Source organism: Amycolatopsis sp. NPDC050768 (genome assembly GCF_040654155.1).
Classification (GTDB): domain Bacteria; phylum Actinomycetota; class Actinomycetes; order Mycobacteriales; family Pseudonocardiaceae; genus Amycolatopsis.
The window spans coordinates 346,515-371,308 of record NZ_JBFAHL010000009.1 but is presented as its reverse complement, the minus strand read 5'-3'; the positions used below and the strand labels follow the sequence as shown (position 1 = coordinate 371,308).

19 protein-coding genes and 1 pseudogene are annotated in these 24,794 nt (G+C 69.5%); 14 read left to right on the top strand and 6 right to left on the bottom strand.

The window, feature by feature from the left end; genetic code table 11:
* Positions 1 to 126: 126 nt before the first annotated feature.
* Positions 127 to 1,113 (bottom strand): SDR family oxidoreductase, encoded by a 987-nt coding sequence (locus AB0H62_RS27510; RefSeq protein WP_360589036.1) that lies wholly within the window; start codon positions 1,111 to 1,113, stop codon positions 127 to 129.
* Between the two features lie 306 nt (positions 1,114 to 1,419).
* Between AB0H62_RS27510 and AB0H62_RS27505 the strand changes: the two genes are divergently transcribed.
* From AB0H62_RS27505 to AB0H62_RS27485, 5 genes are all read left to right on the top strand, one after another.
* A complete protein-coding gene (locus AB0H62_RS27505; RefSeq protein WP_220244640.1) occupies positions 1,420 to 3,060 on the top strand; it encodes a S53 family peptidase in 1,641 nt (546 codons plus the stop codon).
* A 132-nt stretch (positions 3,061 to 3,192) separates the two neighbouring features.
* Positions 3,193 to 4,053, top strand: a complete 861-nt coding sequence (locus tag AB0H62_RS27500; RefSeq protein WP_220244639.1) for a helix-turn-helix transcriptional regulator — start codon at positions 3,193 to 3,195, stop codon at positions 4,051 to 4,053.
* Between the two features lie 200 nt (positions 4,054 to 4,253).
* On the top strand, positions 4,254 to 5,171 hold the full coding sequence (locus AB0H62_RS27495; protein ID WP_220244638.1) for a class I SAM-dependent methyltransferase: 918 nt from the start codon (positions 4,254 to 4,256) through the stop codon (positions 5,169 to 5,171).
* A gap of 35 nt (positions 5,172 to 5,206) precedes the next feature.
* Positions 5,207 to 6,790, top strand: a complete 1,584-nt coding sequence (gene mdlC / locus AB0H62_RS27490; RefSeq protein ID WP_220244637.1) for a benzoylformate decarboxylase — start codon at positions 5,207 to 5,209, stop codon at positions 6,788 to 6,790.
* Between the two features lie 44 nt (positions 6,791 to 6,834).
* Positions 6,835 to 8,052, top strand: coding sequence for an acyl-CoA dehydrogenase family protein (locus AB0H62_RS27485; protein ID WP_220244636.1), 1,218 nt, complete (start codon positions 6,835 to 6,837; stop codon positions 8,050 to 8,052).
* Between the two features lie 51 nt (positions 8,053 to 8,103).
* On the opposite strand, the gene AB0H62_RS27480 is transcribed toward AB0H62_RS27485, so the two are convergent.
* From AB0H62_RS27480 to AB0H62_RS27465, 4 genes are read right to left on the bottom strand one after another with little or no spacing between them, the layout of a single operon-like run.
* The gene (locus tag AB0H62_RS27480) at positions 8,104 to 8,961 is read right to left on the bottom strand and encodes an ABC transporter ATP-binding protein (protein WP_220244635.1); all 858 of its coding nucleotides are present in this window, start codon (positions 8,959 to 8,961) and stop codon (positions 8,104 to 8,106) included.
* 22 nt (positions 8,962 to 8,983) lie between these two features.
* Complete coding sequence (locus AB0H62_RS27475; protein WP_220244634.1) at positions 8,984 to 9,811, bottom strand: ABC transporter permease; 828 nt, start codon at positions 9,809 to 9,811, stop codon at positions 8,984 to 8,986.
* The gene (locus AB0H62_RS27470) at positions 9,808 to 10,575 is read right to left on the bottom strand and encodes an ABC transporter permease (protein ID WP_220244633.1); all 768 of its coding nucleotides are present in this window, start codon (positions 10,573 to 10,575) and stop codon (positions 9,808 to 9,810) included. The genes AB0H62_RS27475 and AB0H62_RS27470 overlap by 4 nt, the downstream gene beginning before the upstream one ends.
* Before the next feature lies 1 nt (position 10,576).
* The gene (locus AB0H62_RS27465; protein ID WP_220247187.1) at positions 10,577 to 11,539 is read right to left on the bottom strand and encodes an ABC transporter substrate-binding protein; all 963 of its coding nucleotides are present in this window, start codon (positions 11,537 to 11,539) and stop codon (positions 10,577 to 10,579) included.
* Positions 11,540 to 12,246: 707 nt separating this feature from the next.
* Here AB0H62_RS27465 and AB0H62_RS27460 point away from each other — a divergent pair.
* From AB0H62_RS27460 to AB0H62_RS27430, 7 genes and pseudogenes are all read left to right on the top strand, one after another.
* Positions 12,247 to 15,381: a nitrate- and nitrite sensing domain-containing protein gene (locus tag AB0H62_RS27460; RefSeq protein ID WP_220244632.1), complete on the top strand. Its 3,135-nt coding sequence runs from the start codon at positions 12,247 to 12,249 to the stop codon at positions 15,379 to 15,381.
* Positions 15,382 to 15,395: 14 nt separating this feature from the next.
* Positions 15,396 to 15,854 (top strand): roadblock/LC7 domain-containing protein, encoded by a 459-nt coding sequence (locus tag AB0H62_RS27455; protein ID WP_220247186.1) that lies wholly within the window; start codon positions 15,396 to 15,398, stop codon positions 15,852 to 15,854.
* Positions 15,855 to 15,881: 27 nt separating this feature from the next.
* A complete protein-coding gene (locus AB0H62_RS27450; RefSeq protein ID WP_360589032.1) occupies positions 15,882 to 16,646 on the top strand; it encodes a DUF742 domain-containing protein in 765 nt (254 codons plus the stop codon).
* The gene (locus tag AB0H62_RS27445; RefSeq protein ID WP_220244630.1) at positions 16,627 to 17,235 is read left to right on the top strand and encodes an ATP/GTP-binding protein; all 609 of its coding nucleotides are present in this window, start codon (positions 16,627 to 16,629) and stop codon (positions 17,233 to 17,235) included. Before AB0H62_RS27450 ends, AB0H62_RS27445 begins: the two co-directional genes overlap by 20 nt.
* Positions 17,236 to 17,628: 393 nt before the next feature.
* Positions 17,629 to 18,054 carry a roadblock/LC7 domain-containing protein gene (locus AB0H62_RS27440; RefSeq protein ID WP_220244629.1) on the top strand — a complete coding sequence of 142 codons (426 nt, stop codon included), beginning with the start codon at positions 17,629 to 17,631 and terminating at the stop codon, positions 18,052 to 18,054.
* 1,335 nt (positions 18,055 to 19,389) lie between these two features.
* Positions 19,390 to 19,722 (top strand): annotated as a pseudogene (locus AB0H62_RS27435) (DUF742 domain-containing protein); the annotation flags it as partial.
* Between the two features lie 43 nt (positions 19,723 to 19,765).
* The gene (locus AB0H62_RS27430; RefSeq protein WP_220244628.1) at positions 19,766 to 20,710 is read left to right on the top strand and encodes a 5,10-methylenetetrahydrofolate reductase; all 945 of its coding nucleotides are present in this window, start codon (positions 19,766 to 19,768) and stop codon (positions 20,708 to 20,710) included.
* Positions 20,711 to 20,746: 36 nt separating this feature from the next.
* Here the strand turns inward: AB0H62_RS27430 and AB0H62_RS27425 are convergent, their stop codons facing one another.
* Entirely contained in the window at positions 20,747 to 22,987 is a 2,241-nt protein-coding gene (locus AB0H62_RS27425) for a helicase-associated domain-containing protein (protein ID WP_360589029.1), read from the bottom strand.
* A 92-nt stretch (positions 22,988 to 23,079) separates the two neighbouring features.
* Here AB0H62_RS27425 and AB0H62_RS27420 point away from each other — a divergent pair, with 92 nt between their 5' ends.
* Together AB0H62_RS27420 and AB0H62_RS27415 are read left to right on the top strand one after the other, a co-directional pair.
* Entirely contained in the window at positions 23,080 to 23,262 is a 183-nt protein-coding gene (locus AB0H62_RS27420) for a hypothetical protein (protein WP_220244626.1), read from the top strand.
* Between the two features lie 126 nt (positions 23,263 to 23,388).
* Complete coding sequence (locus tag AB0H62_RS27415) at positions 23,389 to 24,786, top strand: NAD-dependent malic enzyme (protein ID WP_220244625.1); 1,398 nt, start codon at positions 23,389 to 23,391, stop codon at positions 24,784 to 24,786.
* Positions 24,787 to 24,794 lie beyond the last annotated feature (8 nt).

Below are 24,794 nucleotides of genomic sequence, written 5' to 3'. Positions count from 1 at the left end.
CGCTCGACAGCCAGGGGCCGGGGACGCTTCGCGAGCCTCCGACAGCCTGCTCCGAGGGGCCGGGATTGTCCATCGGAAAGACCCGACGCCGCGCGGAGCGTTCGTTGAGGACTGGCGGAAACCGCGTCAGTGCACCAGGGCCGCGCCCCAGCCGCCGTCGACGCTCAGCACCTGGCCGGTCACGAACGAGCTCGCCGGACTCGCGAAGAACAGGATGGCCTCCGCGATGTCCTCCGGCTCCCCGAGCCGCGACAACGCGTACTGCGCCGTCAGCATCGCCTGCAGCTCCGGGTTGGCGAAGACCGCGGCGGACATGTCCGAGCGCGTCACCGCGGGGCGCACGGCGTTGACCCGCACCCCCTTCGGACCCCACTCCGCGGCGAGCGCGCGGGTCAGGCTGTCGACGGCGCCCTTCGTCACGGCGTAGAGCGTCTGCCCGGCGATGGCGCGGTCGCTGCCGATCGCCGACGAGATGTTCACGATGCTGCCGCCACCGTGCTCGGCCATGTGCGCGGCCGCGCGGCCGGCGAGCAGCATCGGCGCGCGGCTGTTGAGCCGCCACAGCTCGTCGGCTTCGGTGACCTCGTCGGCGGGGGTGAAGTTCTCGGCGCCCTCGTTGTTGACCAGCACGTCGAGGCGGCCGACGTGGCCGATCGTGGTCTCGAACACGCGCTCGGCCTCGCCCGGCGCGGTCAGATCGGCCGCGATGACCTCGGCGCCGCCGGGGAGGCTGTCGGCGACCTTGCGCAGCGATTCGGCCAACCGGCCGGTGAGCACCACGCGGGCGCCGGCGCGGGCCAGCAGCTCGGCGGTGGTCGACCACCAGATCCGGCCGAGCTCACGGGCGAACGCGGCGTCGCCGCTGCCGTCGTCGACCTCGATGTGCCGGGCGATGGCCGCGCCACCGCCCCAGACGATCACCCGGCTGGCGGCGACCGCGGCCACGTCTTCGCCGGTGGCGCCGCGGCGCTGCTGCTCCTCCACGGTCCGCAGCACGGCCTCGTCGAACTCCTCGAGGTCCGCGGAGTGGAACCCGCGGATGGTCCGGTCGTACCCGGCCACTTCGCGCAACGCCGCCAGCACCTTCGCGTTCGCCCGGCGGATGGTCAGCACCTCGGCGAAGAACCGCGTGTACCGCTCGGCCCCGTCATGCGCAGTGTTCAGACAGTCCGTATACCCGAACGGACTACGAACATGTGTTCGATCGAGAACTACCCCAAAGCCGTCTTAAGGTGTATTACGGAAACCGGCACAGTTTCAGGACGGCCGCGGCGAAAACCTGCCGAAATTGCTCTCGTGAAACATAAACGGACTGTGAAAAGCTCAGCCAAAAGTAGGTTCCTCGGCGGCTTATGCTCCTTCCCAGGTCGAGGCACGGAGTGTTTCGGTCAGGTCCCCCACCGTTTGAGAGGAATTGCCATGCGCTTGCGCAAGCTCGTCGCCGCAGCGGTCCCGCTGCCGGCGTTGCTGTGCCTTTCACTGGCCGGCGTGGCCCACGCCGATCCCTTGATCACCATGAGTGCCAACACCGCGCCGCTCACCTCGAGCGCCCGCAGTGGCGATGTAGACGCTGGCCAGCAGATCAACGCCGCCCTGTCGCTCAAGCTGCACAACCAGCAGGCCCTCCAGCAGTTCCTCTCCGACGTCCAGAACCCGGCCTCGCCGCAGTACCACCACTTCCTCACTCCGGAGCAATTCAATACGGCATTCGGCCCAACGCAGGCTGACGTCGCGAAGGCTGTTTCATTCCTGAAACAAAACGGCGCGAAGGGGATCGAGGTTTCCGGTAACCGGCAGGCGATCACGTTCACCGGTTCGGCCGCACAGCTGGAATCCACATTCCACACCCGCCTCGGCAATTACACCGACACCACCAACGGCCGCAAGTTCTTCGCCAACGACTCCGCCCCCGCGCTGCCCGCCTCCGTTTCCTCGGTGGTGCAGGCCGTGGTCGGCCTCGACAACCACGCCGTGAAGGAGCACTCGGCCACCACCGCCGCTCCGAAGGTCGTGAAGGCCGTGACGCCGAGCATCCTGAAGACCGCGTACTCCACCAGCGGCCTCTCGGCCACGGGCTCGGGCGTGAACGTCGGCTTCGTCGAGTTCGACGGCTACCGCAAGTCCGACATCACCAGCTACGACTCGAAGTACGGCCTGTCCGGCGGCACTGTCACCACCGTCCCGGTGAGCGGCGCCAACTACGACTCGAGCCCGGGCGACGGCGAGGTCGAGGTCGACCTGGACATCGAGGTCGTGCACGCGCTCGCTTCGAAGGTGAGCTCGTTCGTCTACGAGGCCCCGAACTCCAACGCCGGCGAGCTGGCGATGTACCAGAAGATCGCCTCCGACGCGCGGGTCAACGTCGTTTCCATCTCGTGGGGCTCGTGCGAGTCGGCCGAGGGTTCGTCGGCCGCCAACAGCGTGAACAACGCGATCGCCTCCGGCACCGCGGAGGGCATCAGCTACTTCGCCGCCGCCGGTGACGACGGCACCACCGACTGCGCCCGCCAGACCGGCAGCCTTTCGAAGGCCGTCGACTTCCCGGCGTCCAGCCCCAACGTCACCGGCGTCGGCGGCACCCAGCTCACCGTGACTTCCGCCAACGCCTACAGCAGCGAGAAGGCCTGGAACGACGGCGCCTCGGCCGGCGCCGGCGGCGGCGGCATCTCGACGCTGTTCAACGCGCCGTCCTGGCAGTCGCAGCAGAGCACCACGAAGCGCAAGGTCCCCGACGTCGCCGGCGACGCCGCTTCGGGCTCCGCGTACACCATCGTCAGCGAGGGCAGCAGCGGCAACGTCTGGGGCACCTCCGGCGCGGCCCCGCTGTGGGCCGCCTTCACCGCCCTGCAGAACCAGGTCCACGGCGGCTCCCTCGGCAACCTGAACCCGACCTTCTACAGCATCGGCGACGGTTCCTCGTACTCCACGGGCTTCCACGACGTGACCACGGGCAACAACACCTTCAACGGCACCACCGGTTTCACGGCCGGCACGGGTTATGACCAGGTGACTGGTTGGGGCTCGTTCAAGGGCACGGGGCTTTCGGGTCTGATCGGCTGAGTTTTTCCTTCTTTTCGTTGCGGCGGGGCCCTTTCCTTCGGGGGAGGGCCCCGCTTCGATGTTTGCGGCGGGGTACAGCAGGCCCGAAAGGAGGTCTCGAAAGTTGCCACGTTCTGCTGGCACAATTCGCGAATGCCGACATTGATCGCGACGCCTCGGGCGCGTGCGCTGGGCTTTTCGTTGAAGGCGGCCCGCGAGGAACGTCGTATGGGCCTGCGCGAGCTGGCCAGGCTGGTTCACCTCTCGGCGGGTCATCTGCACAACTGGGAAGTGGGGATTCGTGTCCCCAAAGAGTCCGAAGTCGGGGCTCTGGCGGGATGCCTGCGCCTGACAGTGGAAGAACGCGAGCGCCTGGTGCTGATGGCACGCCACGCTCGCGAGCCGAACTGGCTGGAGAATGTGGTTCCCGGTGCGCCGCCCTTGGCCGTGACCTACGCGGAGTACGAACGGACCGCCACCGCTATCTTCAACTGGCAGCTGAACCTGGTTCCGGGACTGCTCCAGACCGGCGAGTATGCGCGGGTGATCCTCGACAACCGCCGGATCTCCCGGGATGAGCTGGATGTCCGGATCCTGACCCGAGTCGCTCGTCGTGAGCTGCTGCGCGGCCCGGTGGAGTTCACCGCGCTCATCGGCGCCAGCGCGCTGTACAACGAGGTCGGCGGCAAGGCGACCATGATCGGGCAGCTGCGGCACTTGATCGAGATGGCCTCGCGGCGCAACGTCACGCTTCGCATCGTGCCGGAGCGCGTTGGGTACCACCGTGGCTTGCTCGGTTGCTTCGTGATCCTCGACTTCGAGAATCTGCCGGCGATCGTGCACGCGGAGCAGCTTGGCGGCGGAACGTATTCGTCGGAGGTGGCTGAGGTTGCGGCTCACCGGGAGGTTGCCAAAACGTTGCTGTCGTTGGCTCTCGACGAAGCGGCGAGCATCCGGCTCGTCGAGAAGGTGCTCGCCGAACTGACTGCGGAGCTGCCGACCGCCGAGCTGTGACTTGCTCCGGGCCGGTTATCCACAGCGACTCGGAGTTGTGGACAACTCGGGCCCTCATCGGCTTGCGGCCCGGTTTTGTCGGGGGTGGCCGATAGGATGGACATGGGCGCGCCCTAGGGAGGGCGGGGGTTTGTGTCGGCGGGTGGCTGCCCCCGGTGCAAGAGAAGGCTTGTGAGTTCCCGAAAAGACAAAGGCGGCGCATGACTTCCACCCGGCAAGACGGAGACACCTGGGACCTCGCGTCCAGCGTGGGCGCGACGGCGACCATGGCCGCGGCGGCGAGGGCGATCGCGACGCGAGAGGACGGCGCGCTGTTCGCGGATCCGTTCGCCGAGCCGCTCGTGCGGGCGGTGGGCATCGACCTGCTGACGAGGCTGGCGAGTGGCGAAGAGCCGCCGGGGGACCTGGTCGGGCGGGTGGCGATCGATGTCGCCAAGGTGCGCGGGAAGTTCTACGACGATTTCTTCCGAGAAGCAACCAAAGCGGGCATCAAGCAAGCCGTGATCCTGGCCTCGGGCCTGGATTCCCGCGCCTACCGGCTGCCGTGGCCGAAAGAGACGGTCGTCTACGAGCTCGACCAGCCCGACGTCATCGAGTTCAAGACCCGCGCCCTGGGTGAACTCGGCGCGGAGCCGGCCGCGGAGCGCCGCGCCGTCGGGATTGATCTGCGTGAGGATTGGCCCGCCGCGCTGAGGGCCAACGGGTTCGACGTGGCCGAAAAGACCGCGTGGAGTGCCGAAGGCCTGCTGGGGTACCTGCCGCCGGAGGCGCAGGATCGGCTGCTGGACACCATCACCGAGCTCAGCGCGCCGGGTAGCCGCGTGGCGACGGAGAGCAGGCCCAACCCGAAGCCGGGCGACGAGGAGAAGACCAAGGCCGGCCTGAACCAGATCGCGCAACGCTGGCGTGAGCAGGGGTTCGACACGGACATGGCGAAAGTCCGCTACTACGGTGAGCGCAACGAAGCCGCGCCCTACCTCGCCGGCCTCGGCTGGGAGCTGACGGGCGCCACGATCGCGGAACTCTTGTCCGCCAACGGCCTGCCCCTGGACGACGACTCGCTGCGCCTGAGCGACGTGCGCTACGTGAGCGGCACCAATGTTCACTCGGGTGGGTGAGACAACCCGCCGGGAGCCGGGATAACCTCCGGATCATGCGCACGATTCGCGACGCCACGCGGGAACTGCTCCGGAACCTCGGCCTGACCACGGTGTTCGGCAACCCCGGCACCACGGAGATCGCGTTCCTGACCGAGTGGCCCGACGACTTCACCTACGTCCTCGGGCTGCAGGAGTCGGCCGTCGTGGCGATGGCGGACGGGTACGCGCAGGCGACGCGCAAGCCGGTGCTCGTGAACCTGCACTCGGCCGGTGGCGTGGGCCATTCGCTGGGCCACGTGTTCACCGCCTTCCGCGACCGGGCGCCGCTGATCGTGCTGGCAGGGCAGCAGACTCGTTCGCTGCTGCCGGACGAGCCGTTCCTGGGGGCCGTCGAGGCGGCGAACTTCCCGAAGCCCTACGTGAAGTGGAGCATCGAGCCGGCGCGGGCGCAGGACGTGCCGGCGGCGATCGCGCACGCGTACTACATCGCGACGCAGGCACCGCAGGGTCCGGTGTTCGTCTCCGTGCCTGTGGACGACTGGGACGCCGAGGCGACCATGCCGCTGCCCGTCGGCAGGAGGACACAGAGCTTCGCGCCCGATCCCGCGGCGCTCCAGGAGCTCGCGAAAGCCCTGGACCACGCGGAAAACCCGGCGCTCGTCGTCGGTGCCAGTGTGGACGGGGACGGCGCCGTGCCGGACGTGGTCGCGCTCGCCGAGAAGCTCAAGGCCGGGGTCTGGGCCGCGCCGATGTCGTCGCGGTGCTCGTTCCCCGAGGACCACGCGCTGTTCCTCGGCTTCCTGCAGCCCGAGCGCAAGGCGGTGGCCGAGGCGCTGCGCGAGCACGACGTCGTGGTGGTGCTGGGCGCGCCCGCCTTCACCTACCACGTGTACCGCGGCGAGCCGGAGGAGCCGCTGCCGCCGCTGTACCTCGTGAGTGACGACGAGCAGATCCTGGCCCGCGCGGGCAACGGCACCGGCATCCGCTCCACGCCGAAGCTCGCCATCCAGGCGCTCGCCCAAGAAGTCACCGCGAAGAGCCGCGAAATCCCAGCCCCACCGGCAAAGCCTGCCAAGCCCGCCGAAACCACACCGATCTCGCCGGACTTCGCGTACGCCACCGTCGCGGATCTGTTGCCGGACAACGCGATCGTCGTCGAGGAGACGCCGAGCCACCGCAACTGCCTCCACGACCACCTGCCGATCACCTCCACCGACACGGGGTTCCTCACCGTCGCGAGCGGGACACTCGGTTACGGCCTCCCGGCGGCCGTCGGTGCGGCGCTGGGGCGGCCCGATCGCAAGGTCGTCGCGATCCTCGGCGACGGCTCCAGCATGTACTGCGTGCAGGCACTGTGGACGGCCGCGCGCGAGAACGTGCCGGTCACCTTCGTGGTGCTGGACAACGCGCAGTACGCGGCCGTGCGGATCCTCGGCGAGTCGGCCGGTGGCAAGAAGGTGCCGGGCACCGAGCTCGGCGGCATCGACTTCGCGCAGCTAGCGCAGAGCATGGGTGTGCCGGCGCGGACCGTGGAGAAAGGCGCCGACCTGCGTGACGCGCTGGCGGAAGCCCTCGCCGAAAACGGTCCCGCGCTCGTGCACGTCAAGGTGGACCCGAATCCGCAGAAACTGTATTGATCTTCGCGATTGACCCGACCGGGTGACGCTGTTTGGATGACCGGGTGCAGCCTCTACTGACTCCCGGACAGCAGGAACTCGTCGCACAGGCCGGCAAGCTCGCCGACGTCTTCGCCGAGCGCGCCAGCCTGCACGACCGCGAGAACTCCTTCCCCCACGAGAACTACGACGACCTGCGGGAAGCGGGTTTCCTGCGCCTGTCCGTGCCGGAGGAGCTGGGCGGCTTCGGCGCGGGCCTGCCGGAGATCCTGCCCGTGCTGGAGCGCCTGGCGATGGGCGACGGCGCCACCGCGCTGGCGTTCACGATGCACCTCTCGCCGCTGGGGCAGTGGGCGAGCGTCTGGCGGCGCACGCAGTCGCCGCGCCTGGCCGAGCTGCTCACGAAAGCGGCTGAGGGCGAGCTGATCTGGGCGTCGGTCACCAGCGAAACCGGCCTGCGCAACGACATGACGGACTCGAACACCGAGGCCGTCCGCGTCGAAGGCGGGTTCGAGCTCACGGGCCGCAAGAGCTTCGCCACCAACACCGCCGTGGCCACGCACTGTTCCACCACTGCGCGCTACGAAGACGCCGACGGCGGCCCACGGCTGCTGCTGTGCCAGATCGCCCTCGACCAGCCCGGGGTCCGGATCCACCAGACCTGGGACACCATGGGCATGCGCGGCACGCAGAGCAACGACGTCGAGCTCACCAAGGTGTTCGTCGAGGACAGCGCCGTCGTCCACTCGCTGCCGGTGAAGCACCTCGACGCGCGGGTGCTGGAAACCGTGTGGTCGTGGGCGATGCCGGCGTTCTCGGCCGTCTACACGGGAGTCGCGGCGGGTGCGCTCGACTGGACCGTGCGCTCGCTTCAGAAGCGCGGCAAGACGGGCGATCCGGTGCTGCAGGACGTGATCGGCGAGTGCCAGATCCTCCTCGACAGCTCGCGGGCGCTCATCCGCGGCCACGCCGAAGACGTGATGTCGCGGCGCCTCTTCACCGGCGACGTGCAGGACGGAGTCGCCCGCTGCGCGGTCGTGAAGTACGTGGCGGCCAACAACGCCGTGCAGGTGATGCAGCGCCTCGTCGACGTGCTGGGCGGCATGTCGTACACGAAGAAGCTGCCGTTCGAGCGGATGTGGCGCGACGTGCAGGCGAGCACGTTCATGCCGATGGGCAACCTCGCCACGCGCAAGCTGGTGGGCGCCAACGTGCTCGGCGTGCGGACGCTGCCGGAGATCGGCCCCGACGAGACCGGCCCGGACTCGCGAGCGAAGGCCTGAGACGCCAGAACGGGGCACCCGGCATGGGTGCCCCGTTCAGCAAGAACATCCTCAGCTCTTGGCTTCGGCCTTCACCGCGGCCTCTTCGGCGACCTCGGACTCCACCAGCTCACGCTCGGCTTCGCCCGCCACCGCCGCCGAAGCCGGCCCGTGCAGCAACCGAGCCACCTCGCCGCGCAGCGTCACGAACTCGGGGGATTCCCGCGTCGTGATCTGGTCCCGCTCCGCCGGCAGGTCCACGGGCAGGTCGGCGACGATCGACGCCGGGGACTTCGACAGCACGAGCACCCGGTCGCCCAGGTACACGCTCTCGTCGATGTCGTGCGTCACCAGCAGCACCGTGGTGCCCTGCTCGCGCTGCACCCGCCGCAGCAGGTCCTCCAGCTCGAAGCGCGTCTGCGCGTCGACGGAGGCGAACGGCTCGTCCATGATCAGCAGCGCCGGCCGCGAAGCCAGCGCCCGCGCGATCGACACGCGCTGCTGCATACCGCCCGAAAGCTGCCACGGGAACTTCGCCCCGACCCCGGCCAGCCCGACGGCCTCGAGCGCCGAAGCGGCCCGCTTGCGCCGTTCGGCCTTGTCGAGTTTGGTCCAGCGCAAAGGGAATTCGACGTTCTTCCCCACCGTCAGCCACGGGAACAGCGAGCGGCTGTAGTCCTGGAACACCACGGCGAGGTCGTCCGGCACGCCGGTGACCAGGTCGCCGTGCAGGCTCACGGTGCCCGACGACGGCGGCAGCAGGCCCGCGATCGCGCGCAGCAGCGTCGACTTGCCGCACCCCGAAGGGCCGACGATGCACGCCAGCTGGCCCGCCTCGACGGTGAACGACAGCTCGTTCACGGCGACGTGCGCCTTGTCGCCCGTGCCGTAGCGGTGGCTGAGGTCGGAGACCTCGAGCATGGTCGACATTCTGACTACCTTCCGGAAAGTTCTAGTGACGGCCGGGCTGCCACTTGAGCACCCGGCGCTCGACGGCGAGCAGGGCCGCGTTGAACCCGTAACCCAGGATGCCCAGCAGCACGATCCACGCCCACATCTGGTCGAAGTCGTACGCGCGCTGGGCGGCGATCAGCGCGTAGCCGATGCCGTTGAGCGAGCCGACGAGCTCCGAGATCGCCATGAGGATCAGCGAAATCGACAGCGAGAGCCGCAGACCCGCGAAGATCTTCGGCATCGCGGCCGGCAGCACGACCGTGGTGATCCAGTAGAACCGCGGCGTGCGGAACGCCCGCGCGGTCTCCACCTTCACCTTGTCGACCGAGCGCACGCCGTCCACCGTGTTCATCACGATCGGCCACACGGAACCGAAGATGATCGTGGCGATCTGCATCCCCGGTCCGATGTGGAACAACACGATGAACACCGGCACCAGCGCCGGCGGCGGGATCGCGCGGAAGAACGCGAACAGCGGGCCCACGTAGTCCATGCCGGTCTTCGAGCGCCCGAGCGCTGTTCCCAGTGCGACACCCAGCACCACCGAGAGCAGCCAGCCGCCGAGCACCCGCGCGAGGCTGGGCAGGATGTGGTCGAACACCGCCTGGCCGAGGAAAACGTGCGAGGCCGGGCCGGAGAACCACAGCTTCACCGCCGCCGCGACGATCTTGGTGGGCGGCGGGAAGAACACGCTTTCCGTGAACTGCGTGATGACCTGCCAGATCACCACGAGCACCACGAACAGCAGCCACTTGCGCGCGAAGCCGCTCAGGCCGCGGCTCACGCGGCCGCGCGCGGCGGCTACCGGTTTGCCGACGACGGTCACGCGACGTCCCCTTCGTCGTTGCTGCTCCAGCGGAACAGCCGCTTGCCCAGCCGCTCGAGCCCTTCGTTGGCGAGGTATCCCAGCACCCCGGCCACGACGGTGCCCGCGAGCACCAGGTCCATCCGCCCGGAGCCGGACGACGCCTCGAGCACGAACTGCCCGATGCCCAGCTTCGCGCCGGCGAGGAACTCCGTGCTGATCACCAGGATCAGCGAGATCGCCGCCGACATCCGGATGCCGGTGAACACGAACGGCGCCGCGTGCGGCAGCGCCACCGAGGTCAGCAGCCGCGACTTCGGCGTGCCGTAGGAGCGCGCGGTCTCGATGAGCACCGGGTCGATCTCGGCCATCGCGTAGATCGTGTTGAACAGGATCGGCCACACGGCCGCGTAGACCGCGAGCGTGATCTTCGCTTCGGGCCCGCCGCCGACCACGATGAGGATCAGCGGGATCCAGGCCACCGAAGGGATCGGCCGGAGGAACTCGACGATGGCCTTGGTCGCGTCGCGCAGCCAGCGCACGCTGCCGAGCACCAGCCCGGCCGGCACCGCGATCACGATGGAGATGGCCATCGCGATCAGCCACGCGAGCACGGACGCGATCACGTCACGCACGAACTCGGCGTCGCCGAACAGCTCGCCGATGCGCGCGAACACGATCGTGGGCGGCGGCACGTCGTTCTGGTCGATCAGGCCGGCCCGCACGACGACCTCCCAGATCAGGAGGAAGCCGAGCAGGCCGACCAGGTTCCGAACGAGTCGCACGTCAGGAAGCGCTCGGCTGTGCCACGATCATCTGCGCGACGTCGATCTTGGCCGGGATCGACCCGAACTGCTGCAGCAGGTCCGGCACGCGCTGCAGACGACGGGCGTCCAGAGTGGACTGGAAGGTGAGCAGTGCGGTGAGCGAGGCGGTGGCCTCGTCGACCTTCGAGAACTGCACCATCAGCGGCTCGATCTTCGAGCGGTCCGCGGATTCCTTGGTGGCGCGCAGCATCGCCCGCTGGAACGCCGCCACGGTCTTCGGGCTCGACGAGGTGAACTTGCCCAGCGAGCCGTAGCCCGCGGTCGGGAAGTCCTGCGTGGCACCGGTCGCGGTGTCGATGATCGGCACCGTGCCGTTGGTCTTCGCCGACCCTGTGATGAACGGCTCGGTGAGGAAGCCCGCGTCCACGTCGCCGCGCTTCACGGCCGCGCCGATGCTCGGGAACGGCAGGGAAACCCACTGCACCTTGGAGAAGTCCACGCCGTTGTCGCGCATCACGGACTTGGTCAGGGTGTCGCAAATGGTGTTCTGCGCGGTGATGGCGATCTTCTTGCCCGCCAGGTCGCGCACGCTCTTCACCGAACCGTTGGGCATGGCCACGATCTCGGTGCTCTTCGGGCCGGCCGAGGAGGCGTCGGACACGAACTTGATGTCCGCGTTGCCCTTGCTCTTCGCGATGAAGAACGGCGTGTAGCTCGCGTACGCGATGTCGACCTCTCCGGACATCAGCTTCGTCACGGAGGCGTCACCGCTGGCGGCGTCGACGGACTCGACCTCGAGGCCTTCGTCCTTGAAGTAGCCGTTCTGCACGGCGAGGTGGAACGGCGCGACGTCGATCGTCGGCATGATCGAGACCTTGATCTTCGTCTTCTCGAGCCCCGACGCGCCGTTGGTGCTGCCCGAGTCGTCCGAACCCCCGAGCAGGCCGCAGCCGCTCGCGGTCAGTGCGACGCCGCTCGCCATGGCGAGGGAGAGGAAGCCACGGCGCCCGAGTCTTGCCTGGCTGCTCCCGGCTGTTTCAAACAATGCCACTCCTTGGAGAATGAGGTCACATGGGTGTTGACCGTGCTGGGTTTGGTGGGTGTGGCTCATTGTCCGGAGTCACGCGGCTACTGTAGAGAAGCGCCGCATCCATCACAATGGGTGTTCATCAACGGTCCGACAGTGGCGTGAATCACTCGATCAGGGGATCGAGGTGGTCGAGTTGAAGATCATCCGGCACGTCGGAGCCAACTACGAATCGGCTTGATCCGCTACTTGGGTGTTCTGGATCGGCTGTCAAGAGGGTTACAAATCACCGAGTCGTTCGCTACCCTCTGCTCCGGCAGTGTGAGGTGTGGACCACCGATGTAGTGAGAGTCAGCCTCGCTGAGAGGCACTCTGCGCAGGCCGGCACTCGTCGGCGGACTGGTGGCTTAGGCCTATTGGACCAGTGATCGACCAGTGCGGGGACCGAACGCCATGCAAGTACTGAACCGATTCCGCGTCCAGGGCGGCGCGAAACCGCACCTGGAAGTGGATCTTTTCCCCCGAAAGGGTGTAATGGCCCAGGCCCACCGGGCCGCTGAGGTGCCGGGCGGCCTGCCGGGAGCGTGCGGGTAGTGGTCGCGGGCACGACAGGCTTCAACTCACAGGGTCCCTCGGGCCCCGACGAAGATGGTGGTGCGGCGGTGCCGAACGAAGACACCGCGGGGGTGGGAGGGGCCCCTGCGCGCGAAGGTGGGGCGAATCCCGCACGACGGGGTTCGGTCTTCGCGCTGAACAACTGGCGGCTTCGCTCGAAGCTCGCCCTGATCCTGATCATCCCGACGCTCACCGCGCTGGTGCTCGGCGCGTTGCGGGTGGCGGACGACGCGCAGCAGGCCGTGCAGCTCGGCCACACCGCGGACCAGGTCGCGTTCGCGGGCAAGGTGACCGCGGTCATCCACGACCTGCAGGGCGAGCGCAGCCTCGCCGTCGCGCGGATCTCCTCCGGCGACGCGCTGCGCCAGACCGGGCTCGACGCGCAGATCGCGAAGGTCGACCACGACGTCGAGGACCTGCGCAACTCGTTGGTCAACTTGAATCCAGATGACCAGGCCACCGCTGATCGGTACGCCCGCGGAATCCAGCGCCTCGACGCGCTGCGCCCGCTGCGCGCGGCCGTGGGCTCCTCGTCCTACTCGGACGTCGCGGTGCTGGACACCTATTCCTCGATCCTCAACTCGCTGATCCAGCTGGGCCGCGAGGTGACCACCGCGGTCACCGACCGGGACCTGCTGCGCCTGGGCAACAGCACGCAGGCCATCAGTGAGGCCAAGGAGTTCACGCTCCGCGGCGACACGGCCCTGGAGATCGCGGCCTTCCGCAACGGCTTCCCCGGCGACCTCCTCGACGAGACGCGCGCCGCCGAAGCCAGTGGCGACGCGTCGATCGCGGCGTTCCTCGCGAACGCCACCGACGACCAGGTGCAGCTGTACTCCGACACCGTCTCGGGCCCGGAGGTCGACGACCGGCGCCGCATCCAGACGCAGGCGTTCTCCTTCGCGCAGCAAGGCGAAGCGCTCAACATCGACCCGACGCAGCTCGGGCAGGACAGCACCGTCGCCTCCGACAAGATGCGCGCGGTCGAGACGAACCTGCTCACGCAGCTGCGCACCCAAGCCGACGACCTGGCCAGCTCGGCCGTGCGCTCGGCGTGGGTCGGTGGTGTGATCGTGCTCGCGGCGCTCATCGCGGCGCTGATCCTCATGCTCGTGATCGCCCGCCTGATGCTGCGGCCGCTGCGCGTGCTGCGGACCACGGCGCTCGACGTGGCCTACACGAGGCTGCCGGAGACGGTTCAGTCCATTCTGGACGATCCGGATCCGGTCAACGCCTCCAAGAAGGCCGTCGACCCGGTTCCGGTCACCTCACGCGACGAGATCGGCGAAGTGGCGCGCTCGTTCGACGTGGTCCACGGCCAGGCCGTGAAGATGGCCGCCGAACAGGCCCTGCTGCGCGAGAACGTCAACGGCATCTTCGTGAACCTCTCGCGGCGGTCGCAGCGGCTGGTGGAACGCCAGCTCGGCGTGATCGACCGGCTCGAGGCCGACGAGCAGGACCCGGACCACTTGGCGAGCCTGTTCGAGCTCGACCACCTCGCCACCCGGTTGCGGCGCAACGGTGAGTCGCTGCTGGTGCTCTCGGGCGCCGGTCTCGCGAAGTCCGTGCCCAAGCCGGTGCCGGCGGCCGACGTGATCGGCGCCGCGGTGTCGGAGATCGAGCAGTACGCCCGCATCGAGGTCGGCATCGTCCCCGAGGTCGCCGTGCAGGGCCTCGCGATCCACGACCTCGTGCACGTGCTCGCCGAACTGCTCGACAACGCGACCTACTTCTCCGAACCGGAGACGAAGGTCACAGTGCGGGCTGTGGTGACTCGCAAGAAGGCCCTGGCCATCCAGATCACCGACCACGGTGTCGGCATGACGGAGGACCGCCTCGCGGAGGTCAACCAGCGCCTGGCCGACCCGCCGGACCTCGACGTGTCGGTGACGCGGCGAATGGGTCTGTACGTGGTCGCGCGCCTGGCCCAGCGCCACGGCATCGAGGTGCGGCTGCGCGAGAACGAGGACATCGAGGGCGGCGTGATCGCCCGCGTGGTGGTGCCGGCCGAGCTGCTCACGCAGGTGCGCGTGGCCAACCCCATGCCGCGCCACACGCCGCCGCCGCTGAACCGCAACGAGGTCTCGCACCCGAGCCTGCCGCCGGGCAACCGGCAGCAGTTCGACCAGTTCGACTCGCAGTTCGACTCGACGCCACCGCCCCCTTCGGCACCGCCCGCGGCTCCGCCCGCACCGGCCGTGCCGGCGCAGTCCAATGGTGGCCTCGTGCCGCTCGACCAGCCGATCAGCCTCGACGACCTCGTGGCCGGAAACCGCGCTGCAGGGCCGTTCCTGAGCCCGGAGGCGTCGCTGCCCGAGGTGCCGGCGTGGCCGACGGCGGAGGATCTCGCCCCGCTCACCCAGCAGCCCAACGGGGATGGTGCGAGCCTGGCGGAGACCCAGTTCCCGCCGCTGGTGCTCCCGAAGCGCGAACCGAAGTACGTCGCGCCGGAGGAGCCGCAGCGGCAGGAGCCGGCCGTGGACGACGGCGCGTCGGCCCTCGAGGACGACGTGCCCACGCGGCGCCTGCCGATCTACCAGTCGGTGCTCTCGCGGTGGTTCAGCGAGGGCAGTGACGACAGCGAACCCGGTGCGGCCGACGAGCTCGGCGCCCCGGCAGCCGAAGCGGCTCCGGCCGAGGCTCCGGTCGAACCGGAAGCCGCCGGGGCCCGCGAGGCCGCAGCGGCCAACGGGTTCTCGGCTGCCTCGGTGGCGGCTGACGAGCCGGCCGGGATCGGCGGCGCCTTCGACAGCCGTGAGGAGGAGCCGATCGAAGCAACGCCTCTCTACCCCGGTTCCGACGACGGCTGGAGCAGCGCGTCGGACGAGGGCTGGCAGGCCGCGCAGTCGCTGCTGGAGAAGAAGGCCGAGGAGATCACGCCGGCGGGCCTGCCCAAGCGGGTGCCCAACGCGTACCTCGTGCCGGGCTCGATCGGCGGTGACTCCGCACCGGATGACCAGCACAATTCGTTCACCGACGCGACTTCCGGTCTGCCCGGAACGGGTGCTATCACCCGCTCGGCCGCCGCGGCCCGCAACAGGATGGCAAGCTTCCAGCGTGGGTACACCTCCGGACGGCACAGTTTGAAGGAACGGCCGGCCGACGAAGCCCGGCTCGACGACGAAGGCGTACGAGTCACCGGGTCCGGGTATGTGAGCGACAGCAGTGAGGAGCGACAGTGACACGGGCGGGTGCAGTGCAGCCGGGGGGCGGCTCGGCGCAGCCGAACGGCAGGGCCGGCGGCGGCGTGGCGGGCAGCTTCGCGTGGCTGATCACGGACTTCGTCCACCGGGTTCCGGGCGCGGCCCACGCGGTGGTCGTTTCGGCCGACGGGCTCCTGCTCGCGGCTTCGCGAGGGCTGCCGAAGGACCGGGCCGACCAGCTGGCGGCGGTCGCCTCCGGGCTGACCAGCCTGGCGCGCGGCGCGGCGAAGGTGTTCGAAGGCGGCCCGGTCGCGCAGACCGTGGTCGAGATGGCCAACGGCTTCCTCTTCCTGATGTCGGTCTCCGACGGCTCGTGCCTCGCGGTGCTGGGCGCGCCGGACAGCGACATCGGTCTCGTCGTATACGAGATGACGTTGCTGGTCGAACGAGTCGGCCAGCAGCTGACGCCGGAAATGCGCGCGCAACTGCAGGGCGCTGCGATCCGCCGCTAGGCGGATCGGGAACTTCAGGAGCAGACCGTGGACGACGGGCGCTTGAGGGGCGATGGCCGGCTCGGTGACGATTTCACCGGCGGTTGGGCCGAGCGGGACGAAGGCCGGGAGGACTGGAAGTCCTTCCGGGACCGAGTGGACCGCGAGTGGCGCGCCCGGCGCGCCACGGGATCCGACGCGGATCCGGTGCGGGAGCCGCCGAACTGGCTGACGGACTCCAATGCCGGGCAGCAGCCGATCACCGGCGAGTACCGCGACCGCCTCCTGGGCGGTCCGGGCGCCGAGCTGTTCGGCGGCGCGAGCGGGCCGCTGTACGACTCCGCGGAGTTCGCGGCGTTCAGCGCGCAGCGCGACGGCTCGCCGGGACCGTCGTCCAACGAGCTCGCCGAAGCCCTGCCGCAGCAGGCCGCGGGCGAGTACGTGGACGAACCTCCGGTGGCCGAGGTGGAGACGTCCGGGCTCGTGCGCCCGTACTTCCGCACGCGCGGCCGGACGAGGCCGACCTACGACCTCGCGATCGAGGCCCTGGTCTCGACCAGCGAGCAGGGGCGCGTGCTGGACCGCGTGCGCGTGCCCGAGCACCGGTCCATCTGCGATCTGTGCATCGACACCCGCTCGGTCGCGGAGGTGGCGGCGCTTCTGCGCCTGCCGCTCGGCGTCGTGCGGGTGCTCATTGGTGACGTGGCGGGTCTCGGACTGGTGCTGGTGCACACCACCAGCAGCACTTCCTCGGGCGACCGCCCCAGTATCGAGTTCATGGAAAGGGTGCTCAGTGGGCTTCGGAGAATTTGACTCCGACGCGAACACACCGCAGGTGACAGGTCCGACCTCGTCGGCCAAGATCGTGGTCGCGGGTGGGTTCGGTTCGGGCAAGACGACAATGGTCGGGGCGATTTCGGAGATCGACCCGCTGACCACCGAGGCCATGATGACCGAGGCGAGTGTCGGCCACGACGACACTTCGGCCACGCCGAACAAGACGACCACCACGGTCGCCATGGACTTCGGCCGGATCTCGCTCGACTCGGACCTCGTGCTGTACGTGTTCGGCACGCCGGGCCAGCACCGGTTCTGGTTCATGTGGGACGACCTCGCCGTCGGTGCGATCGGGGCCGTGGTGCTGGTGGACACGCGGCGGCTCGCCGACGCGTTCCCGTCCATCGACTTCTTCGAGAACCGGAAACTGCCGTACGTGGTCGCGATCAACTGCTTCGACCGGTTGCTGCACCACCAGATCGAAGACGTCCGGCACGCGCTGACGATCTCCCCGTCGGTGCCGATCATGGCCTGCGACGCGCGCGAGCGTGACTCCGCCAAGCAGGTGCTGATCTCGGTCGTGCAGCACGCCATCGCTCACGACACGGCACTGAGGGCAGGCTAGAACCCCAGTACCCGAAACCGGGTGCGGCCGTTGGAGTGAACTCCACGTGCTTCACCCGCTTCGGGGAGTGGTGCCTCCGACCGGGGTAGGGCTCCCCGCCCGCTCTTCGGTACGGTCGGGGCCGGCAAGGCCTGAACGGGCAGCCGAACGGCCGGTGACCTGCGCAGACACCCCGCTGCGCACAGTTGCCGGCGCCACCACCGAGTGACCCACGTATGCGTGATCCCGTATGGGTTCGCGCGATGCGCGTGCGTATGGGTACGCACAGTGCACGGGTGCTCGCCCGACGCGGGCTCGACAGTGTCGGGCGGGTGAATACGCTGGAACGGCGTCTTCACGCCCGCCCGGCGATCATGGCGGTGTTCGGCGGTGTTCGACCAGTTTGGAGGGACAGTGACCGTTTCCGGCCAGGAAGGCCAGGGCACGTTCAGCTGGCTGATCACGGATTTCGTGCGCCGGGTGGCCGGCGCCGCCCACGCCGTGCTGGTGTCGGCCGACGGTCTCCTGCTCGCGCCGTCGGAAGGTCTGCCGCAGGAGCGCGCCGAGCAGCTCTCGGCTGTCGCGTCGGGCCTCGTGAGCCTCACGCAGGGCGCCGCGCGGTGTTTCGAGGCCGGTGGTGTGAACCAGACCGTGGTCGAGATGGAGCTCGGGTACCTGTTCCTGATGTCGGTGTCCGACGGGTCGTCGCTGGCCGTGCTGGCCGCCCCCACGTGCGACATCGGCACGGTCGCGTACGAGATGACGCTGCTCGTGGAGCGCGTCGGCCAGCAGCTCACGCCCGAACTGCGCGCCCAGCTCCAGGGCGGGGTGCGTGGTTAGTACATGAGGATCTCCGGCTTCGGCGAACAGGACACGGGCGCTTGGGACGCGCTGCACAAGGGCACCGACCGTGAAGGCGTGGACTCGCCGAGCCATTTCGAGCTGAGCACGCTGAAGACGATGCTGCCGCACCGGCGGCCCGCTGCTTCTGCTGTCCCGCCGCCTGCTCCTGTTCGTCCGGTTGCTCCTGTTCCTGCTGCTCCTTCGTCTTCTGAGTACTACGACGATGACGGGTACGAGTGGGTCGAGGACGGGGAGTCGGGGTACTGGGAGGAGACCGGGACTTCCTCGGGGTACTACGACGCCGAGTCGTACTTGACGCACGAGGACCGTCAGGTTCCGGAGGACTCGGCTTATTACCAGGCTCCGGAGCGGCGGCATTTGGCTGCGGTGGAGGAGCCTGCGGGTGGGGCCGGGTATGAGCAGGATGCTGCTCATGCGTCGGGGTACCAGCGTGTTCCGGAGTCCGCTGGCTACCAGCAGGCGCCTGCTACGGATGCCGCGTACGCCTCGGGTTATCACCAGACTCCGGTTGCTGACGACTACGCGTCGGGGTACCGGCAGGCTCCCGCTTCGGATGCTTACGCCTCGGGGTACCACCAGACTTCCGCTTCGGATGCTTACGCCTCGGGGTATCAGCAGGCTCCCGCCTCGGATCCTTACGCCTCGGGACACCGGCAGGCTGAGCCGTACCCCTCCGGCTATCACCAGGCTCCCGCTTCGGATCCTCACGCCTCCGGGTATCAGCAGGCTCAGCCGTACTCCTCCGGCTACCACCAGCTTCCTGCTTCCGATGCCGGTTATCCGACGGACTACAACCGTTCTGCCGCACCGGCGTCGTATCCCGCCGAGCACCACCAGACGTCTGCCACCGAGTATTCCTCGGGCTACTTCGAAGCGCCCGCCTCCGAGTCGACCGGCCGCCACGCCGTCGTGGCGCCTTCGCACTCGGACCTGCGCGGCCGCCGCGCCGCCGTCGACACCGCCGACCGCGACCGGCCCTACCGCCCCACCCCGGCCGACGTCGGCTACCTCCCGCCTGCCGACGCCCAGCACCGCCTCGCCGAACCCCCGGAGCGCACCACCGGCCGCCGCCGCGCGCCCGAACCCGTTGTGTCGCAGCATGATTCGTACCCGGCTGAGCCGTACTCGCCTGAGTCGTACCCGGCTGAGCAGTACTCGCCCGAGCGTGCCGCGCACCAGTCCGAGGCTGAGCAGTACGCGCCTGAACCCGTTGCGGCACACCAGGATCAGTACGCGGCCGAGCCCTACTCACCTGAGTCCGAGCAGGCGTGGTCTCGCGAAGACGTGCCCCCGGTGGCAAAACCGGCCAAATCCCGCGTCCGCCCCTACGCCCGCACCCGCGGCCGCACCCGCTCCGACCACAACCTCGCCCTCGAAGCCCTCGTCTCCACCAGCGACGACGGCCGCCGCTACCGGGGCGTGCGCTCCATCGAGCACCGCCGCATCTGCGACCTCTGCCTGGACACCCGCTCGGTCGCCGAGATCGCCGCCCACCTCCACCTGCCCCTCGGCGTGGTGAAAATCCTGGTCGGCGACATGGCCGACATCGGCCTGGTCCTCATCCACCAAACCGAACTCGTCCTGGGCGACCGCTCCTCGCGCGATTTCATGGAGCGTGTCCTGCGGGGCCTGCGCAACCTCTGACGGGGGAGCGCCGTCCGACGGATGAAGCTGCTAGCTTCCGCGCATGGTGGACCACAGCGACAGCGCCGCTCTCCGGACGCTGGTGACCGAAGCCGGCAGTGAGATCCTGCTGTTCGGCATCACGCCGCCCCGTCTGAGTACCGATCCCGAGCGGATCCGGGAGATCACAGCGGCGACGTTGGCGCGGTTGGACTCCCTCGAGGTCGACGGTCTGGCGCTGTACGACATCGACGACGAGAGCGACCGCAACCCGGCGGAGCGGCCGTTCCCCTACCTGCCGACCCTTGATCCCGCCGTGTACCACGCGGAATACCTCGGCGAGTGGCACCGGCCGGCGGTCGTCTACCGCTGCGTGGGCAAGTACACCGAGGCGCACCTGCGGACCTGGTTGCAGACAGCCGACTCTGACCGCGTGCTCACTGTGTTCGTCGGCGCGTCTTCGAGGGACAAGGAGGTGCGGACCCGCCTGTCCCAGGCTCAGGCGCTGCGCCGGGACGCCCGCCCGGACCTGCTGCTCGGCGGCGTCGCCATCACCGAACGCCCCGACGAGCACCGGCGACTGATCACCAAGCAGCAGGCGGGCTGCGCGTACTTCATTTCGCAGGTGATCTACAGCTCCGACGCGGCGAAGAGCATGGTCTCCGACTACTACTACGCCTGCCGCGAGCAGCAGCTGGAACCGAAGCCCGTCGTGTTCACACTCTCGGTGTGCGGCTCGGTGAAGACGCTGGCTTTCCTCAAGTGGCTTGGCGTCCACGTCCCACGCTGGCTGGAAAACTCCCTGCGTCATGCCGATGACACACTGGCCGAGTCCTACCAGCACTGCCTGACGACCGCCCGCGACCTGACCGCCTTCTGCCGCAAACTCGGTCTGCCCTTCGGCTTCCTGGTGGAAAGCGTGTCCATCCGCAAGGCCGAGATCGAGGCATCGGTCGCCCTCGCCGGCGAACTGAGCCGACTGCTCGGACGGGGCAGACCATCCGCGTGAGGCAGGGCGGCGCAACCTCTGAGGACGGTGGAGGACCTACTCCTCCACCAACGCGGCCGAAGTGATCCGGTGCAACGGGTACCGCTCGTGATCCGTCCCCTCCAGCACGCCGCCGCCGACGCGGACCGGGCGGACGACGCGTTGGCTGGCCGTGCCGCGGGAGTCGACGAAGCCGATCCACACTTCGCGGCGTTCGAGGGTTGCGCGGGAGAGCAGGTCCAGTGTTGCGGTGGTGTCGGCGCCGCCGCCGGAGTGGGCGCGGACGGCGGAGCCGCGGCGGCGGGCGGTGGCCGCGTCGCCGGCGCGGAGGTTGGCGACGATGCGCGTGGCCTGGTCGTCGGTGAGGACGGCCTGCTCGCCGGGGCGCGAGCGGGCCGCGCGGGCGCGCGCGGGGAGGCGGCGGCCGGACGGGCGGATGTCGACGACGCGGCCGTCGGGGCCTTCGGCGGCGGGCGCGAAACCCGCGCCGCGCAAGGCTTCCAGGACTTCGCCGAGCGGCACGGGGCTGATGAGGACCGTCGGCGCGATCATGCGCAGGTCGTACTCCGCGGCGACGGGGTGGGCGAGGACCTCGGCCAGCAAGGCCTCGTCGTCACAACGAAGGAACGACCCGGCGGCGCCGCCGCGGAGGCGGCCGTGGCGGCGGGCGACGTCGTCGATCAAGTACGTGAGCGACTGCGGCACGGGGGTGGCGGACTTGGAGCGGAACAGCGCGTGCAGCTCGTCGGCGGTACGGCCGGTGTCGAGGGCGCGGCGCACGGTCGGCTCGGTGACGCGGTAGACCGTCGCGTGCCCGGCCGACTCGATGTCGGCGACGGCGGCCATGGCGGTCGCCAGCTCGGGCTCGAGCGGTCCCGGCGCGACGACCGTGAGGTCCGCCTGCACCAGCACGTGGTCGACGGGCTTGGGCAGCGCGTCGTGCATCGCCTCGACGGCGCCGGGGCGGTCGTCCTCCAGCAGCAGCCGAGTGGCGGTGGTCAGCGCGCCCAGGCCGACCAGGCCCAGCGCCGACGCCTCGGCCATCGTCCAGCGCACGGTCTCGTCACGCAGCCGTCCGCCCCGCCGCGGCGCGCGCCACGCGAGCACGGCCACCAGCTCGTCCACGCTCTTCACGCCGGAGCCAGGCGCCAGATCCCCCAGAGCAACCAGCACCCGACGGCGCGCAACCGGCGCCAGCGGGCGACGCAGATCCTCCGACAACGGCGCGATCGGCTTGTCCTTCGCGTCCCGCCCGCCGCTCAGCCCGGGCAGCCGTGGCAGCTCCAGCCACGCCTGCGCGAGCGTCATCCAGCGCTGCACCGTCGGCGACGCGAGCCACGAATCCGTGAGCGTGGTCGGCACCCACTCGGGCGTCGTCGCCTCGCTGTCGGCCACCAAGCCGGCGCCCACGGCCAGCTCCGCGACGAAGGAAGCGCGCGCCTCGTCGGACTCGAGGTCCTTCGCCATCTTCCGCAGCTCCCGCACGCCCAGCCCGCCGGACTTGAGCACGGGCGGCGGTGTGGCCGACCAGGAACGCAGCAGTGTCTCCGTCTGCCGCAACAACTCCATCGCCTCGCCGGCCGCCGTGGAGTCCACAGTGTCCGTCTGATGTGGATGGACGGGCAGCTTCGGCTCGACCAGTGTGGCCGCCTCGAACGCCGCCCCGCCGCGCAGCAATAGCCCCAGCTCGCGCGGCAGCTCCACCGTCTGGTCGTCGCGGCGCAGCAACAGCGAGCGCGCCAGCAGCTTCTGTACGGGCGTGGCCGCGTCGGACAGCGAGACGTCGAAGCTCGCGTCACGCGTGCGCCCGATCGGCGGGCCCGCGGCCAGCGCCGTGAGCACCTTGCGCTCGTCCTCGCCGACCTCCGCCAGCAGCGCCGCCAAGTCGGAAGCCGCCAACACCGGCGACGGCGCCCCGAGGCCCGCCGGGAACGGCCCCAGCGCGTCACGCGCCGCCGGAGGCACCCGCAGCTCGTCGTCCGTGCCCCACACCAGCGCCCGCGCACGCAACCGCGTCAGCGGGCCCGAAATGTCTGTTCCGACCAGTGCCGCGACCGAAGCCAGCGAAACCGGCGCGGTGTCCGCTCCCGCCACGAGCAGGCCGTCGAGCACCGCCAACGTGAACGTGTCGAGGTCCTCGCAAGCTCGCGCGACGGAGCCCGGTGTGCCGGCGCGCGTGGCCAGCACGGTGGTGTCGGAAGGCGGCGGGGTCGACAGATCGCGACGGGTGCGCAGCAGGTCGGCGAGTGCGTCGTCGGACTCCGCACGCAGCCAGTCCGCCAGAGAGGTCGCGGGCATAGACGTCCAGGATACCGGGCGGGTGAGCGGGCGCCGGGGGTGTTCGGGCAGACTGTGGGCGAACCGACGGCACCAGGTCAATGGAGGGCGTTGTGGCGAAGGGCGAGAACGGCAGGAAAAAGGGCATCGACCCCACCTGGCCGGCGGAAGACGGTGAGCACCCCGTGTCGGAGCTCGCGTCCGACCGTCAGGGCGCGCTGTCGCCGTTCGGCGACCTGACGTTCCCGCTCGACTCGGTGCCCTACGTGCACCCGGAGACGGAAATCAACCGCTGATTCCCCACTTCTGGGGAAACGACCGTAGTTACTGGTCGGTCACCCGGTTGGGGTCAGGTGGCGGCGGTCACGGGGCTAGTGTTCGAAGTGTCCTAGCCACAGGTTTCCCAGCGGGGAGTTAGTGCCATGCCGGTTCCCGGTCCCGGGTATTCGATCACCGTCCGGGTCGAGGCCCCGGCTTCCTCCACGGCCGCCGGTGACCTCACCACCGCCGTCGGCCGCGTCGGCGGGGTGCTCACGGCGTTCGACGTCGTCGAGTCGCACGCCGACACGATCGTGGTCGACATCAGTGCCAACGCGCTGTCGGAGAACCACGCGCAGGACATCACCCAGGCGCTCGACTCGCTGCCGGGCGTGAAGGTCCGCAAGGTCTCCGACCGGACGTTCCTGATCCACCTCGGCGGCAAGATCGAGGTCACGCCCAAGGTAGCGCTCCGCAACCGTGACGACCTCTCCCGCGCGTACACGCCGGGTGTCGCCCGCGTGTGCCAGGCGATCGCCGCGAACCCCGAGGACGCGCGCCGCCTGACCATCAAGCGCAACACCGTGGCCGTGGTCACGGACGGCTCGGCCGTGCTCGGCCTCGGCAACATCGGCCCGGCCGCCGCGCTGCCCGTGATGGAGGGCAAGGCCGCGCTGTTCAAGAAGTTCGCGGGCGTCGACGCGTGGCCGGTGTGCCTGGACACGCAGGACACCGAGGAGATCATCAAGATCGTCAAGGCGATCGCGCCGGTCTACGCGGGCATCAACCTCGAGGACATCGCCGCGCCGCGCTGCTTCGAGATCGAAGCGCGCCTGCGTGAGCAGCTCGACATCCCGGTGTTCCACGACGACCAGCACGGCACGGCGATCGTGGTCGTCGCGGCACTGCGCAACGCGCTGCGCGTGGTCGGCAAGGAGATCGAGGACTGCAAGATCGTGGTCAGCGGCGTCGGCGCGGCCGGCTCGGCGATCATCCGGCTGCTGCTGCAAAAGAACCCGGGTGACATCGTGGCCGCCGACATCGACGGCATCGTCCACCCGGACCGCGGCAACCTCGACGACAACCTCACCTGGATCGCGAACCACACCAACCGCGACAAGCAGGCCGGCACGCTGCACAAGGCCCTGGTCGGCGCCGACGTCTTCATCGGCGTCTCCGCTCCGAACCTCTTCGGCGCCGAGCAGGTGGCGACGATGAACAAGGACGCCGTGGTCTTCGCGCTGGCCAACCCGGACCCGGAGATCGACCCGCTCGAGGCGCAGCAGCACGCCGCCGTGGTCGCCACCGGCCGCAGCGACTTCCCGAACCAGATCAACAACGTGCTGGCGTTCCCCGGCGTCTTCCGCGGCCTGCTCGACGCCGCCGCGCACAACATCGACGACAACATGCTGCTGGCGGCCGCCGACGCGATCGCCGACGTGGTGGACCAGAGCCGCCTCAACGCGTCGTTCATCGTGCCGAGCGTCTTCGACAACGCGGTGGCCCCGGCCGTCGCGGAGGCCGTGAAGGCGGCCGTCCGCGCGGAGGCCACGGCCGGCTGAGTTCCTCA